15 protein-coding genes are annotated in these 14435 nt (G+C 52.2%); 9 read left to right on the top strand and 6 right to left on the bottom strand.

Annotated elements, in window-relative coordinates; all coding sequences use genetic code 11:
* Nucleotides 1-11: 11 nt before the first annotated feature.
* Both proQ and FD428_RS09360 read right to left on the bottom strand, forming a co-directional pair.
* Nucleotides 12-698 (bottom strand): RNA chaperone ProQ, encoded by a 687-nt coding sequence (gene proQ / locus FD428_RS09365; protein ID WP_012132037.1) that lies wholly within the window; start codon nt 696-698, stop codon nt 12-14.
* A gap of 97 nt (nt 699-795) precedes the next feature.
* The gene (locus FD428_RS09360; RefSeq protein WP_012132036.1) at nt 796-1293 is read right to left on the bottom strand and encodes a GAF domain-containing protein; all 498 of its coding nucleotides are present in this window, start codon (nt 1291-1293) and stop codon (nt 796-798) included.
* 129 nt (nt 1294-1422) lie between these two features.
* On the opposite strand from FD428_RS09360, the gene yebS reads away from it, so the two are divergent.
* From yebS to FD428_RS09335, 5 genes are all read left to right on the top strand, one after another.
* Nucleotides 1423-2706, top strand: coding sequence for a membrane integrity lipid transport subunit YebS (yebS, locus tag FD428_RS09355; RefSeq protein WP_024130263.1), 1284 nt, complete (start codon nt 1423-1425; stop codon nt 2704-2706).
* Nucleotides 2675-5308 carry a PqiB family protein gene (locus FD428_RS09350; RefSeq protein ID WP_114847798.1) on the top strand — a complete coding sequence of 878 codons (2634 nt, stop codon included), beginning with the start codon at nt 2675-2677 and terminating at the stop codon, nt 5306-5308. The genes yebS and FD428_RS09350 overlap by 32 nt, the downstream gene beginning before the upstream one ends.
* 76 nt (nt 5309-5384) lie before the next feature.
* Nucleotides 5385-6824 (top strand): 16S rRNA (cytosine(1407)-C(5))-methyltransferase RsmF, encoded by a 1440-nt coding sequence (gene rsmF / locus FD428_RS09345; protein ID WP_114847797.1) that lies wholly within the window; start codon nt 5385-5387, stop codon nt 6822-6824.
* A gap of 116 nt (nt 6825-6940) precedes the next feature.
* Nucleotides 6941-7177, top strand: a complete 237-nt coding sequence (locus tag FD428_RS09340; RefSeq protein WP_024130262.1) for a YebV family protein — start codon at nt 6941-6943, stop codon at nt 7175-7177.
* A gap of 102 nt (nt 7178-7279) precedes the next feature.
* Nucleotides 7280-7471, top strand: a complete 192-nt coding sequence (locus tag FD428_RS09335) for a YebW family protein (RefSeq protein ID WP_012132031.1) — start codon at nt 7280-7282, stop codon at nt 7469-7471.
* Here the strand turns inward: FD428_RS09335 and pphA are convergent, their stop codons facing one another.
* Nucleotides 7472-8134: a protein-serine/threonine phosphatase gene (pphA, locus tag FD428_RS09330; RefSeq protein WP_047464032.1), complete on the bottom strand. Its 663-nt coding sequence runs from the start codon at nt 8132-8134 to the stop codon at nt 7472-7474. It abuts the gene before it with no gap.
* Nucleotides 8135-8381: 247 nt separating this feature from the next.
* On the opposite strand from pphA, the gene FD428_RS09325 reads away from it, so the two are divergent.
* On the top strand, nt 8382-10469 hold the full coding sequence (locus FD428_RS09325; protein WP_071259049.1) for a TonB-dependent receptor: 2088 nt from the start codon (nt 8382-8384) through the stop codon (nt 10467-10469).
* A 369-nt stretch (nt 10470-10838) separates the two neighbouring features.
* Nucleotides 10839-11030, top strand: coding sequence for a YlcI/YnfO family protein (locus FD428_RS09320; RefSeq protein WP_012132027.1), 192 nt, complete (start codon nt 10839-10841; stop codon nt 11028-11030).
* 666 nt (nt 11031-11696) lie between these two features.
* On the opposite strand, the gene FD428_RS09315 is transcribed toward FD428_RS09320, so the two are convergent.
* The 3 genes from FD428_RS09315 to yobA are packed head-to-tail and all read right to left on the bottom strand — an operon-like array spanning nt 11697 to nt 13301.
* Nucleotides 11697-12035 (bottom strand): YebY family protein, encoded by a 339-nt coding sequence (locus FD428_RS09315; protein ID WP_012132024.1) that lies wholly within the window; start codon nt 12033-12035, stop codon nt 11697-11699.
* A 16-nt stretch (nt 12036-12051) separates the two neighbouring features.
* Nucleotides 12052-12927, bottom strand: a complete 876-nt coding sequence (gene copD / locus FD428_RS09310; RefSeq protein WP_114847796.1) for a copper homeostasis membrane protein CopD — start codon at nt 12925-12927, stop codon at nt 12052-12054.
* Nucleotides 12927-13301, bottom strand: a complete 375-nt coding sequence (gene yobA / locus FD428_RS09305; RefSeq protein ID WP_012132022.1) for a CopC domain-containing protein YobA — start codon at nt 13299-13301, stop codon at nt 12927-12929. The genes copD and yobA overlap by 1 nt, the downstream gene beginning before the upstream one ends.
* A 140-nt stretch (nt 13302-13441) precedes the next feature.
* Between yobA and FD428_RS09300 the strand changes: the two genes are divergently transcribed.
* The gene (locus tag FD428_RS09300; RefSeq protein WP_024130259.1) at nt 13442-13672 is read left to right on the top strand and encodes a DNA polymerase III subunit theta; all 231 of its coding nucleotides are present in this window, start codon (nt 13442-13444) and stop codon (nt 13670-13672) included.
* Nucleotides 13673-13777: 105 nt separating this feature from the next.
* A complete protein-coding gene (locus FD428_RS09295) occupies nt 13778-14434 on the top strand; it encodes a carbon-nitrogen hydrolase family protein (protein WP_114847795.1) in 657 nt (218 codons plus the stop codon).
* Nucleotide 14435: the final 1 nt, after the last annotated feature.

Below are 14435 nucleotides of genomic sequence, written 5' to 3'. Positions count from 1 at the left end.
TGGCCTCCGTTTCAGAACACCAGGTGTTCTGCGCGTACAATCAAAGACATACCCGAATTCAGCTGCACACGGACGCCATCTTTGGTGACTTCTAATACGGTGGCATCCATCGCATTGTTGCCTGCTTTCACCTTCAGTGACTGCCCTACCGTCAGCGCTGAAATATCAGACACCGGGGTATGCTGTTCTTCGCGTGGTGCGCGTGGTGCTTTAGCCGCCGGTTTTTCAGCGCGAGGAGTACGCGGAGTCGTCTCTTTACGACGTGGCGCAGGACGCGGTTTACGCTCACGGCGCGGAGCGTCTTCTTTTTCGCCTGCCGCAGCGGCAGCTTCGCGTTTTTTCGCCTGCTGTTCCGCACGTTGCGCCTGGACGCGTGCTTTCGCTTCTTCAAGCTGCTTACGCGCATGTTCAACGTGCTGCTCATCCAGCTCACCGCAAGGGTTGCCGTCGAGATCGACACGCGTTGCGCCCGGCTTAACGCCGTACAGGTAACGCCAGCTTGAAGTATAAAGACGTAAAGCGGAACGAAGTTGTGTCTTGCTGAGGTTCATTTCGCCCTCAACACGCTCTACCAGATCCTGAAAAATGCCAATTTTCAGCGGGCGCGCTTCGCCTTCCGCACTAAAACACTGTGGAAAACGTTCGGCCAGAAACGCGATAACTTCTTTACTGCTATTCAACTTAGGTTGATTTTCCATGAAATTTCCTGATTACAACGGACGTAGCCAACAAGCCGCAGGCATGAACAGGCGTCATTATAATGACGCCATCAGTAATTGCTACGTTATCCGTTGATTATCCTGCAACGGTCGCAAAGAATTTTTTGTAATCCGTCGTTGCAAGCACGGTTTCAAGCCGCGCGACAAGCTCACGCAGGCCTTGCTCATCCTCTTCGGTAAAGCGGCCAAATACCGTGCTATCAATGTCCAGCACGCCGATTATCTGATTGTCTACCGTCAGAGGCAGCACAATTTCAGCATTGCTGGCGCTATCGCAGGCGATATGTCCGTCAAACGCATGAACGTCCTCGATGCGCTGCACCTGGTTCTGCGCGACCGCCGTACCACAGACGCCGCGTCCAACCGGGATCCGCACACAGGCGAGTTTCCCCTGGAACGGCCCCAGCACCAGCGTGTCGTTTTCCAGCAGATAGAACCCCGCCCAGTTGACGCCCGAAAGGCGCTCAAACAGCAGCGCGCTGGTATTTGCCAGGGTAGCGAGAAAACTGGTTTCACCTGCCATTACTGCCTGAAAGTCGCGGTTAAGATCCGCGTATAGCTCTGTTTTGCTCATTATATAGTCACTTAGTTGTCTTACTCTAAAACTACAGCCTATTAAAATAAGCATTAAATGCGTTAATGCTCAAGATCATTCCCGTCATGAGTTAAGATTACATTAATCTAACACTTTGATTCACGATACATGGCCCTGAACACCCCGCGACTCACGCCAACAAAGAGAATAACGGTCTGGTCTATCAGTGAAGCGTTGCCCCGCGCCCATTATCAGCGCTGCCCCCAATGCGACATGCTGTTTAGCCTGCCGAAAATGCAATCGCACCAGAGCGCATATTGCCCGCGTTGCCAGGCCAAAATTCGCGATGGACGCGACTGGTCACTGACGCGTCTGGCGGCGCTGGCCGTTACGATGCTGCTGCTGATGCCCTTTGCCTGGGGCGAGCCGCTATTGCGTATCTGGCTGTTAGGGGTGCGTATTGACGCCAACGTGATGCAAGGCATCTGGCAGATGACCAGGCAAGGCGATCCACTTACGGCCGCTATGGTGCTCTTTTGCGTGGCGGGCGCGCCGTTAATTCTGGTCACCGCCATTGCTTATCTATGGTTCGGTAATATTCTCGGCATGAATCTGCGTCCGGTATTACTGATGCTGGAGAGGCTCAAAGAGTGGGTGATGCTCGACATTTATCTGGTCGGTATCGGGGTCGCCTCGATCAAAGTGCAGGATTACGCCTTCCTGCAACCCGGCCTGGGGCTTTACGCCTTTGTGGCGCTGGTGATCCTCAGTATTCTGACGCTGTCGCATCTCAATGTGGAGCAACTCTGGGAGCGCTTTTACCCACAACGCCCCGCCCGACGCCCGGACGAAAAACTTCGCGTCTGTCTCGGATGCCACTTCACCGGTTATCCTGACTCACGGGGACGTTGCCCCCGTTGCCATATCCCGCTACGCCTGCGCAGAAATCAGAGCATACAGAAATGCTGGGCGGCGCTGCTGGCCTCTGTCGTCCTGCTGCTGCCCGCAAACCTGATGCCGATATCCATTATTTATGTGAATGGCGGGCGTCAGGAGGACACGATTTTGTCGGGCATTATGTCACTGGCGAACAGCAATATCGCTGTGGCGGCCGTGGTCTTTATCGCCAGTATTCTGGTGCCATTTACCAAAGTTATTGTGATGTTTACACTGCTGCTCAGCATCCATTTCAAATGTGAGCAAGGGCTGCGTACGCGCATCCTGCTGCTACGGATGGTGACCTGGATCGGCCGTTGGTCCATGCTGGATCTCTTTGTTATTTCGTTAACGATGTCGCTGATTAATCGCGATCAGATACTCGCTTTTACTATGGGACCGGCTGCGTTTTATTTCGGCGCAGCGGTAATATTGACTATTCTTGCAGTGGAATGGCTGGATAGCCGCTTACTTTGGGATGCACATGAGTCAGGAAACGCCTGCTTCGCCGACTGAAGCGCAGATAAAAACAAAACGTCGTATTTCCCCTTTCTGGCTGCTGCCGTTTATCGCGTTGATGATCGCAGGCTGGCTGATTTGGGGAAGTTATGAAGATCGCGGCAACACCGTGACGATCGACTTTATGTCGGCGGATGGCATTGTTCCGGGGCGGACGCCTGTGCGCTACCAGGGCGTTGAAGTGGGTACGGTGCAGGACATCAGCCTGAGTAAAGACCTGCGCAAGATAGAAGTGCGCGTCAGCATTAAGTCAAACATGAAAGATGCCTTGCGCGAGGAGACCCAGTTCTGGCTGGTGACGCCAAAAGCGTCGCTGGCGGGCGTTTCGGGTCTGGACGCGCTGGTCGGCGGGAACTATATCGGCATGATGCCCGGCAAAGGGGCCGAGAAAGATCACTTTGTCGCGCTTGATACCCAGCCGAAATACCGTCTGGACAACGGCGACCTGATGATCCATCTTCACGCGCCTGACCTCGGCTCTCTTAACAGCGGGTCGCTGGTCTATTTCCGCAAAATTCCGGTGGGTCGGGTATATGACTATGCCATCAATCCCAACAAACAGGGCGTCACCATTGACGTACTGATTGAGCGTCGCTTCACCAGCCTGGTGAAAAAAGGCAGCCGTTTCTGGAATGTCTCCGGCGTCAATGCGGATGTCAGCCTTAGCGGCGCGAAGGTGAAGCTGGAGAGTCTGGCGGCGCTGGTAAATGGCGCAATCGCGTTTGACTCGCCCGACGATTCGCAGCCTGCAACCGCAGATGACGCATTTGGCCTCTACGAAGATTTAGCCCATAGCCAGCGCGGCGTCATCGTCAAACTTGAACTTCCCGGCGGCGACGGCCTGAAAGCCGACTCCACGCCGCTGATGTATCAGGGGCTTGAAGTGGGCGAGCTCACCAAATTAACGCTCAACCCCGGCGGGAAAGTCACGGGCGAAATGACGGTTGACCCCAGCGTGGTAACACTCCTGCGTGATAAGACGCGTATTGAGCTGCGCAGTCCAAAGCTGTCGCTGAGCGATGCCAGTATCAGTTCGCTTTTGACCGGCAAAACGTTTGAACTGGTGCCAGGCGAAGGCGAACCGCGCAGTGAATTCGTCGTGGTGCCTGGCGAAGAAGCCCTGCTCCATGAACCAAATGCGCTGACGTTAACCCTGACCGCCCCGGAAAGCTACGGTATTGACGCCGGTCAACCGCTGGTTCTGCATGGCGTGCAGGTGGGCCAGGTCATTGAACGTAAGTTATCCAGTAAAGGCGTTGCGTTCACGGTGGCTATCGATCCGCAACATCGCGCCTTGATTCAGGGTGACAGCAAATTTGTGGTCAACAGTCGCGTGGATATCAAAGTCGGTCTCGACGGCGTGGAGTTTCTCGGCGCCAGCGCCAGCGAGTGGGTGAGCGGCGGCATTCGTATTTTGCCCGGCACAAAAGGCGAAATGAAATCCAGCTACCCGCTGTACGCCAATCTGGAAAAGGCCGTGGAAAACAGCCTCAGCGACCTCCCCACGACCACGGTGAGCCTCACTGCTGAAACGCTCCCGGATGTACAAACGGGGTCAGTGGTGCTGTACCGTAAGTTTGAGGTAGGTGAAGTAATCACCGTGCGCCCACGCGCTAACGCCTTTGATATCGATCTGCATATCAAACCGGAATACCGCAACCTGTTAACCAGCAACAGCGTATTCTGGGCGGAAGGCGGGGCGAAGGTACAGCTTAACGGCAGCGGCCTGACCGTGCAGGCCTCTCCCCTGTCGCGTGCGCTGAAAGGCGCTATCAGTTTCGATAACCTGAGCGGCGCAAGCGCCAGCCAGCGTAAAGGCGACAAACGAATACTCTACGCCTCGGAAACCGCCGCCCGCGCGGTGGGTGGGCAAATCACCCTGCACGCCTTTGACGCCGGTAAACTCGCGGCGGGTATGCCGATTCGTTATCTCGGCATCGACATCGGCCAGATCCAGACGCTGGAGCTGATTACCGCGCGCAATGAAGTTCAGGCGAAAGCGGTGCTCTACCCGGAGTATGTCCAGACCTTTGCCCGAAGCGGTACGCGTTTCTCGGTGATCACGCCGCAAATCTCCGCCGCGGGCGTGGAGCATCTCGATACGATTTTGCAGCCCTACATTAACGTGGAGCCCGGACGCGGCAACCCGCGTCGTGATTTCGAATTGCAGGAAGCAACCATTTCCGACTCGCGCTATCTCGATGGTCTGAGCATCGTCGTGGAAGCTCCTGAGGCAGGTTCGCTGAACATCGGCACGCCAGTGCTGTTCAGAGGTATCGAAGTGGGCACGGTAACGGGCATGACGCTGGGTTCGCTGTCTGACCGCGTGATGATTGCCATGCGCATCAGCCAGCGTTATCAGCATCTGGTGCGTAATAACTCCGTCTTCTGGCTGGCCTCCGGCTACAGTCTGGACTTTGGCCTGACCGGCGGCGTGGTGAAAACCGGCACCTTCAATCAATTCATTCGCGGCGGCATCGCGTTTGCAACCCCGCTAGGGACGCCGCTGGCGCCGAAGGCGCAGGCGGGTAAACACTTCCTGCTGCTGGAAAGCGAACCGAAAGAGTGGCGCGAATGGGGCACCGCCTTGCCACGTTAACTCCCCCGCTCCGGCGTGCTCGCGCCGGAGCATTTATGCTACACTGCGCGCCTGTTTTATTGCCGGTGGTACCCAAGTGGCTCAACACGCTGTTTATTTCCCTGATGCCTTTCTGACGCAAATGCGCGAAGCAATGCCTTCGACACTCTCTTTTGACGATTTCCTCGCCGCCTGCCAGCGCCCGTTACGTCGCAGCATTCGCGTGAATACGCTAAAAATTTCTGTGACCGACTTTCTTGCCCTGACGGCGCCCTATGGCTGGTCGCTGACGCCTGTTCCCTGGTGCGAGGAAGGTTTCTGGATCGAACGCGATGATGAAGAATCGTTGCCGCTGGGCAGCACCGCCGAACATCTGAGCGGCCTGTTTTATATTCAGGAAGCCAGCTCAATGTTGCCGGTCGCCGCGCTGTTTGCTGAAGGGAATACGCCGGAACGCATTATGGATGTTGCTGCCGCGCCGGGTTCGAAAACCACCCAGATTGCCGCGCGGATGAATAATCAGGGCGCCATTCTGGCGAATGAATTCTCCGCCAGCCGGGTCAAAGTGCTGCACGCCAACATCAGCCGCTGTGGGATCAGTAATGTTGCCCTGACCCATTTTGATGGCCGCGTCTTCGGCGCCGCGCTCCCGGAGACATTCGACGCTATCTTGCTGGACGCGCCCTGTTCAGGTGAAGGCGTGGTGCGCAAAGATCCCGATGCGCTTAAAAACTGGTCTGTCGAAAGCAACCTGGATATTGCCGCCACACAGCGGGAACTTATCGACAGCGCATTTCACGCTCTGCGCCCTGGCGGTACGCTGGTCTACTCCACCTGCACGCTAAATCGCGAGGAGAATGAGTCCGTCTGTTTGTGGCTGAAAGAGACCTACCCGGAAGCGGTTGAATTTCTGCCTTTAGGCGATCTGTTCCCGGAGGCGGAGCGCGCGCTGACGGCAGAGGGTTTTTTACACGTTTTCCCGCAGATTTACGACTGCGAAGGTTTCTTTGTCGCCCGTTTGCGTAAAACCGCAGCCATTCCCCCGCTTCCCGCGCCTGGCTATAAGGTCGGCAAGTTTCCGTTCGCGCCGATGAAGGGGCGTGAGGCGACGCAAATCACTCAGGCGGCTAACGCCAGTGGACTTCAGTGGGGAGAAAACCTGCACCTCTGGCAGCGAGATAAAGAGGTGTGGTTATTCCCGGCAGAGATTGAAGCGCTGATCGGAAAAGTCCGCTTTTCCCGCCTGGGCATAAAACTGGCGGAAAGCCATAATAAAGGTTATCGCTGGCAGCATGAAGCGGTGATCGCCCTCGCCGATCCACATCATGCCAACGCATTCGAGCTGTCTCATCAGGAGGCGGAAGAGTGGTATCGGGGGCGGGATGTCTACCCGCAAACCGCGCCGTCTGCCGATGATGTGCTGGTCACGTTCCAGCATCAGCCCATTGGTCTGGCGAAACGGATTGGTTCCCGGTTGAAGAACAGTTACCCACGCGAACTGGTTCGCGATGGCAAACTCTTTACCGGTAGCGACTGAAAGCGGTCAAAAATAGCGCACTTTTTTACTGGCGCTTTTGCTGAAGTTGGCTACGCTGAAATTTGGGCGATCAAACTGGTCGTACCACAATCAGCGAACTAACGGAGAGCACGATGATGAAAACCAGTGTGCGCATTGGCGCTTTTGAAATCGACGATGCCGAGTTACATGGCGAATCGCCGGGGGACCGAACGTTAAGCATTCCCTGTAAATCCGACCCAGATTTATGTATGCAACTGGATGCCTGGGATGATGAAACCAGCATTCCCGCCATTTTAAACGGAGAGCACTCTGTTCTATTCCGCACCCGTTACGATCGTAAGTCCGATGCCTGGGTCATGCGTCTTGCCTGACTCAAAAAGAACCCGTCGCCAGACGGGTTATTTATTTCGCCCTTTCCCCCTTGCGACAACCTCTCCTACACTATCGATACGGCAGGACAATTTGAGGATGGAATGTTCGCACTGGTACTTTTTGTTTGCTACCTGGACGGCGGCTGTGAGGACATTGTGGTGGATATCTACAATACTGAGCAGCAGTGCCTGTATTCGATGGACGACCAGCGGATTCGTCACGGCGGCTGTTTTCCGGTCGAAGACTTTATTGACGGCTTCTGGCTACCCGCTCGCCAGTACAGTGATTTTTAATTACTGAAGTTGAACCAACGTTAGTTCCCCGCCAAATACCGCGCCGGTATCAATATAGTGCAAATTATCGATATCAACGCGATGACGCAGCGGCGTATGACCAAACCAGAAGTGATCGGCCCCGGCAATGCCGTTTCCCTGACCCGCATGCCGCTCGCTCAACCGGGAACGACGCCATAGCACCTGGTGTAAATCCACCTCTTTTTGCCAGGCATAGACCTGATGCGGATAATCAGCATGCGCCACAACATGCATGCCGTTCTGGCAGTGCAATTCCAGAATCCAGGGTAAACGCTGACAGTCGTCGAGCGCTTTTCTTGCCAGGCGCTGCTGGTTTGCCGACAATGCGGCATACCAGTCGCCGCCGTTCATAAACCATAACGACAACTGCGAAGCGGCCAGCGCGTCTAACGCCATCTGCTCGTGATTCCCTCTGACGGCGACCACCCACCGTTTGTGCAGAAGTTCCAGACACCGCAAGCTGTCAGGCCCACGGTCGATCACATCCCCCACCGACACCAGCAGATCCTGCCACGGATCAAACCGACACTGTCGTAGTTTCTCCATCAACTGCGAAAAACAGCCGTGGAGGTCGCCGACAATCCAGACATGTCGCCACTGACTCCCCTCAATTTTCTGATAGACGTTTTCCGGCTGTTTCATTGGTTCACCATCAGTAAAAATGAACCTGACATACTTAACCATAGCAGGAAATCTTCAGTCGCAGGCCGCCTCTCCTGAGACAATTAATTATTTTTATAGCAATAATTTAACCTGCAATAATTCTTGTTGATTTCAATAAAATCATATAAATGCCAACTTATGTAAAAGTGTAATGATAATTATTTTTATTATCATTTTCATGCATTATCTTATTGACTTTGCTTTTTTTAACAAAGGAAGTTCGATAATGCGTATTAAACCTCTCGCTTCACTTGTCTTATCTTGTCTGGGCGCCACAAGTTTTAATGTTTTTGCAGAAGATGTTATGGTCGTCACCGCATCGGGATACGAGAAAAAAATCACCAATGCGGCAGCCAGTGTTTCTGTTATTTCACAACAAGAATTACAGACCAATAAATATAATGATCTTGGCGATGCTCTCAGGGCCGTTGAGGGAGTGGACGTCGAAAGCAGTACCGGAAAAACAGGGGGGCTTGAAATAAGTATTCGTGGGATGCCTGCCAGTTATACCCTTATTCTTATTGACGGTATTCGTCAGAATGGAACATCGGATGTAACACCGAATGGCTTTTCTGCAATGAATACCAGTTTTATGCCCCCACTTTCAGCCATTGAACGTATAGAGGTTATACGCGGGCCCATGTCTACACTTTATGGGTCAGACGCCATTGGCGGCGTGGTGAATATTATTACCAAAAAAAGCACCGATAAGTGGAGCACGGCCATTAATACGGGAGTGAACCTACAGGAAAGTAATAAATGGGGAAACAGCACAACCGCAAATTTCTGGTCAAGCGGTCCCCTGGTGCCTGGCTCGCTGGATATGCAGGTTCGTGGAAGCACAACCCAGCGACAAGGCTCCAGCATTACATCACTGAGCGACACCGCAGAAACACGCGTTCCTTATCCCACTGAGTCGCAAAACTACAACATCGGCGCGAGATTTGACTGGAAAGCCAGCGCAAACAATACGCTATGGATGGATCTCGACACATCCCGACAGCGTTATGATAACAGCGACGGTCAGCTTGGTAGCCTCACGGGCGGATATGATAAAACGCTCCGCTATGAGCGCAATAAAGTGACGTTAGGACATGACACCGCCTTAACGTTTGGTACATGGAAATCGTCTCTTAACTGGAATGAGACAGAAAACAAAGGACGGCAGCTGGTTTCCTCCGCTCTGACGCCCGATCAGGCCTGGAGAGCGGGTGACGATCGTGAACTGAAAAATACCAATGTTATTCTCAACTCGGTGCTTCTCACGCCGCTGGGAGAATCACATTTACTGACGGTGGGTGGCGAATACTGGGACGCACGAATGAAAGATGGCGTCGTTCTGGCCAGTTCAGGTGAAAAGTTCCATCAAAAAAGCTGGGCGACTTACCTTGAAGATGAGTGGCATATCCTGGATTCTCTGGCGTTTACCGTAGGGAGTCGCTATGAACATAACGACGTATTCGGCGGTCATTTCAGTCCTCGTGGCTATCTGGTCTGGGATATGACAGATGAATGGACGCTCAAAGGGGGAATCACAACCGGTTATAAAGCGCCTTCTCTTAGCCAGTTACATAACGGCATCAGCGGTGTTTCTGGTCAGGGAACAATCAATACCGTCGGTAATCCAGATTTAAAACCTGAAGAAAGCACCAGTTATGAAACCGGACTTTATTACGATAATAGCAATGGGTTCAATGCCAATATAACCGGATTCTACACTGAATATCGCAATAAAATTGTTTCTTATTCGATTGATGACAATACCAGTAGCTATACCAATAGCGGAAAAGCGCGTACCGATGGTGTCGAATTTGCAACATCGTTCCCTCTCTGGTTGGATAATTTGAGTCTGTCGCTCAACTATACCTATACTCAGAGCAAACAGAAAGATGGAGATAATAAAGGCGCACCACTCAGCTATACACCAAAACATATGGCAAATGCCCGCGTTAACTGGCAGGCGACAGATGATTTAAATGCCTGGCTTAGCGCCCGCTATCGCGGTAAAGCGCCCCGCTTTACTCAGACCTATGACAATCTCAGTGCGGTACAGCAGAAAGTGTATGATGACAAAGGCGCAAATCTAAAAGCATGGACAGTGCTGGATATGGGACTATCTTATAAACTGACTAAAGATTTAACCCTGAATACCGCCGTCAATAACGTACTGGATAAAGACTTTAGCGACGTCAAATTATATCAATCTGGCCGTTCCAGCACCTATGCTGGCGATTATTTCCAGACAGCGCAGTCAACGACCGGATACGTTATTCCAGGTCGCAACTACTGGATGTCTTTAAACTATCAGTTCTAATAATACAGCAAGCGTCCATACACTCCGTATGCGGCGCTTGCTTATCTTTTTGTGAGTATAAACAGCCTAAAAACACACGGATATTAATTAATAAATATCTACCCTCACAATATGAATTACCCAATAAAATCAATCTGATTATCATCATCGCACATCTTGAAAAGATTCCAGGCATTAAAAAATAGAGAATAGTCACTGAACAACCCCACTCTTCAATGTGGTATCGCTAAGGCATTCTTTGTTGCGACGCAATTCACAACCAGGAAACCTCGCCGTCATCACCGTTGATTTCATTGATGTAAATCAATTCCCTTCATGCGTAGTTACGCGAAAGTAACAATGATGTGAATTAGTTGCGAGAAGCACCTTATGTCGATAAAGAACTTTACAGGCAAAACAGTGATAAAAAACATCCGTTTTTCATACAGTTTGCTGAAACAAATAGAGCAAGTGATGGCGAAGGAAAAAACCAGCAATTTTTCTGCATGGGTAAAAGAAGCATGTCGTGAAAAAGCCCTGAATTCCAGTACGCCCAAAGACGTAAATAGAAACAAAAATTAACTCTTTATAGCTACGACCAAAATGAAAAGATGCTTATTTATTAGTAAATACACCTTTATCCTGATATCTATTGGGAATGTTATCTATTTCATTTTGAATTATCACGCATTAGACGCGGTACTGATCATACTGTTTTATGTCGCTCTGATTTTTACCCCCGTCATCCTCATCCTGCGCGCCTTCTGTGCACAGCATGAGTAACTCATCGAGCATGATTCATAAACGTTCATCCATGTAAACCTGGCTTCACACGGCACTCTGACGCACAAAAATTAACATACCAATCAAAAAACCCTGGACGCACTCGGTACAGAGTATGTTATGGTTTGGACAGGATATGGAAAATTCGAGTAACTTTCGTGTGTTTTCGGGTTAGTATCTGAAAACACACTTCAAAACAAACAGATAAAAAGAGACCGAATACGATTCCTGTATTCGGTCCAGGGAAATGGCTCTTGGGAGAGAGCCGTGCGCTAAAAGTTGGCATTAATGCAGGCTAAGTCGCCTTGCCCTTTAAGAATAGATGACGACGCCAGGTTTTCCAGTCCACGACGAAAGTGGCCGGTAAAAAACGACCGTTGTCAGCCGCAACAACGAAAAAACCGCAAGTTCCTCTGCATGAGGCTTGCGGTTTTTTATTGGAAATCAGAAAGATACTTCTGGTAATTAGCAGAGCTTTTCCGCGCGTTCAATAAACGGTGCAAGGCTCATTTTTTCACCCGGTTTTGCCGGATCGTCAATCTGAATGACGGTGATAGCCTGCGCGTTGGTTTTGCCGCTTGCAACTTGCTGCTCTGCGACATCGTTCAGCGGGTATTGCACCAGCGTGCTCGGGTTGATGACATACAGGGCATGGCCCGGTCGGCAGGTCAGCATCACCTCTTCGCGGTTAAACGCCCACTTGTCTTTGCCCACTTCAAAGCGGCTCACGGTGATAACCTGAGGCGCCGCCAGCGCAGCGCCTGAACTTGCCAACAATAGCAGAGAGAGAATCATTTTTTTCATGAGTTTTGCCAGTCCATCAGAAGGGTTCCAGGGTTGCGAACAGGCTGACAATCGCCAGCACAACGGCTCCAATTCCCCATTCAATCTGAGTCATCCAGATAAACCAGAGATTCGCGCGGCGATTTTCCTGCCGCATACGTGGTACGAGAACATACCGGTTCGTTAGCGCAATTGCCACCATTAGCAGGACAAGGACACATTTTAACAAAAGAAACTGCCCGTACGCGGTATGCCAGGGGGCGGAAAACCCCGTAATAAAAAGCACATTTGCGATGCCGGTGCACAATACGCCCGCGACAAACAGATGACCATAGCGGGAGAAACGCATCATTGTTTCGATGGCCTGTTGTCGCCAGCGACCTTGCGCCATGCGCATACAGTAGATAACCGGCAGCAGGCCGCCAAACCAGGCCGCAGCGCACACCAGATGAGCCGCATGGTTAATCTGCTGTACCGCGCCCACCACGCCATCATTCAGCGTGGCGTGGCCAACGCCTGCCAGCAACATAAACTGGGCAACCATCAGGATGAGCAGCAGACGCGGTAAATTTCTCGGCACAACCAGCGTCATGGCCAACGTGACAAGCGCGAGAATAATCTGCCACAGCCATACGCCGCCAAATTGAGTCTGTAAAACCGCGCCCCATATCGAAACCGAGATTACGTCCTGCCAGCCCGCCCCCATTAGTCCACCCTGGATCGCCAGCATCAGCGTCGCGCTGACAAAGCTCCACACGGCAGCGTGCTGTTGCAGGCGCAGAAAGCGGCGCATCATCAGGCGACGAACAGAAACCGGCGCCAGCCACGCGCCATATAACGCGCAGCCAAACACCAGCATCATGGCGCTAAAATGGATAAAGCGAAGCGCTACCCAGGTAAACGTCAGCATGATTACTTCACGCTAAAGGTGTATTGCCCTTTTGTCTTATGACCGTCAACCGACACCACATGCCAGTTAACCGTATAGGTTCCGGGATTAAGCGTCTGATCCAGAGGAATAATGAGCTGTTTCGCATCCTGCTCATTGCGCTTCGCAGGCCGCGTTTTGATGCTTTCCTGCTTTGGCCCGGTCAGCGTCGCCCCGCTGAAGCCAGGCTCAATGCCTTCGGAGAAATTCAGCGTCAATGCCTGCGGCGCGGCAGTCACCTCAGCGTCAGCCGCCGGGTATTGATGCGTCAGATGTGCATGTGCCCAGGCCGCAGGCGCCGCCAGCGTTGAGGCGAGGAAAAGGAGAGCATAGCGCAAAGAAGGTGCAGTAGAAGCCATATCAATTATTCCTTTTTGTTATGTCTGATTTACAGAGAATAACCTTCTATAATGGTCGAGTCGAGAATCATCATTTCCGGCTTGCCATTGAGGCGCACTCTTAGTAACTTTTGCGCGCCATTGATGATAAGGAGAAGCGTATGCAAACGAACCTGGCTCAACTTGAACAAGCTGACATGGATAAGATCAACGTTGACCTGGCCGCAGCCGGTGTGGCGTTTAAAGAGCGTTACAATATGCCCGTCGTGGCAGAAGTCGTTGAGCGTGAACAGCCAGAACACCTGCGCGAATGGTTTCGTGAACGTCTGATTGCCCACCGTCTGGCGTCGGTTTCCCTGTCACGCTTACCTTACGAACCGAAAGTTAAATAAACTTATATAGCGTTACACTTCCTTACACATGAGTTGCTACAGTATAAGTACATTCTTAAACTAAGATTTAAGGATGATTGTAGACACTATGAAAAGGAAATCATTATGTCACACTGGAAAATCGCGGCGGCGCAGTATGAACCACCTCGCGCCACGCTGGCAGAACATGTCGCGCACCATCTGCAATTTGTTGAGATTGCTGCCAGCCAGCAATGCGAACTCCTGGTATTCCCTTCCCTGTCGTTAACCGGATGCAACGATACGGCGCAGGCGCTCCCTGTCCCGCCCGATGAGTCCTTATTACAGCCGCTTGCTTATGCGGCATCCGCGTACCGCATGACGATTATTGCCGGGCTGCCGGTTGAGCATAACGGCCAGTTAGTCAGAGGCATTGCCATTTTCGCCCCCTGGGTGACATCGCCGCTGATCTTTCATCAAAGCCACGGCGCCTGCGTGGCCCGCCACCGGAAAACGATAAGCGTGATGGATGAGCAGCCGGAAGGCATTGATATCGATCCCGCCTTTTCGTTATTCACCACCAGCCAGTGCGTCAGCGAACATGATTTATTTACCTCCACCTCCCGGCTACAACGTTTTTCGCATCGCTTCGCCATTGCCGTGTTGATGGCAAACGCCGGAGGCAACAGCGCGCTATGGGATGAAAGCGGCCAGCTCATTGTCCGCGCGGACAGCGGTTCTCTGCTGTTAACAGGTCAGCATACGACACGGGGTTGGCAAGGCGATATCATTCCATTACGCTAGG

Source organism: Citrobacter sp. TBCP-5362, from assembly GCF_005406305.1.
Lineage (GTDB): Bacteria > Pseudomonadota > Gammaproteobacteria > Enterobacterales > Enterobacteriaceae > Citrobacter_B > Citrobacter_B koseri.
Note: the sequence above shows the minus strand (reverse complement) of the source record. Positions and strands in the feature narration are given on the sequence as shown.

Bases quoted from the DNA above. Each gene is read 5' to 3' on its own strand.
- FD428_RS09335 (WP_012132031.1), top strand. From the start codon at position 7,280: ATGTTCGCACTGGTACTTTTTGTTTGCTACCTGGACGGCGGCTGTGAG.
- FD428_RS09325 (WP_071259049.1), top strand. From the start codon at position 8,382: ATGCGTATTAAACCTCTCGCTTCACTTGTCTTATCTTGTCTGGGCGCC.
- FD428_RS09360 (WP_012132036.1), bottom strand. From the start codon at position 1,293: ATGAGCAAAACAGAGCTATACGCGGATCTTAACCGCGACTTTCAGGCA.
- yobA (WP_012132022.1), bottom strand. From the start codon at position 13,301: ATGGCTTCTACTGCACCTTCTTTGCGCTATGCTCTCCTTTTCCTCGCC.
- pphA (WP_047464032.1), bottom strand. From the start codon at position 8,134: ATGAAACAGCCGGAAAACGTCTATCAGAAAATTGAGGGGAGTCAGTGG.
- yebS (WP_024130263.1), top strand. From the start codon at position 1,423: ATGGCCCTGAACACCCCGCGACTCACGCCAACAAAGAGAATAACGGTC.
- FD428_RS09350 (WP_114847798.1), top strand. From the start codon at position 2,675: ATGAGTCAGGAAACGCCTGCTTCGCCGACTGAAGCGCAGATAAAAACA.
- FD428_RS09340 (WP_024130262.1), top strand. From the start codon at position 6,941: ATGAAAACCAGTGTGCGCATTGGCGCTTTTGAAATCGACGATGCCGAG.
- FD428_RS09320 (WP_012132027.1), top strand. From the start codon at position 10,839: ATGTCGATAAAGAACTTTACAGGCAAAACAGTGATAAAAAACATCCGT.
- FD428_RS09300 (WP_024130259.1), top strand. From the start codon at position 13,442: ATGCAAACGAACCTGGCTCAACTTGAACAAGCTGACATGGATAAGATC.
- FD428_RS09315 (WP_012132024.1), bottom strand. From the start codon at position 12,035: ATGAAAAAAATGATTCTCTCTCTGCTATTGTTGGCAAGTTCAGGCGCT.
- FD428_RS09295 (WP_114847795.1), top strand. From the start codon at position 13,778: ATGTCACACTGGAAAATCGCGGCGGCGCAGTATGAACCACCTCGCGCC.
- proQ (WP_012132037.1), bottom strand. From the start codon at position 698: ATGGAAAATCAACCTAAGTTGAATAGCAGTAAAGAAGTTATCGCGTTT.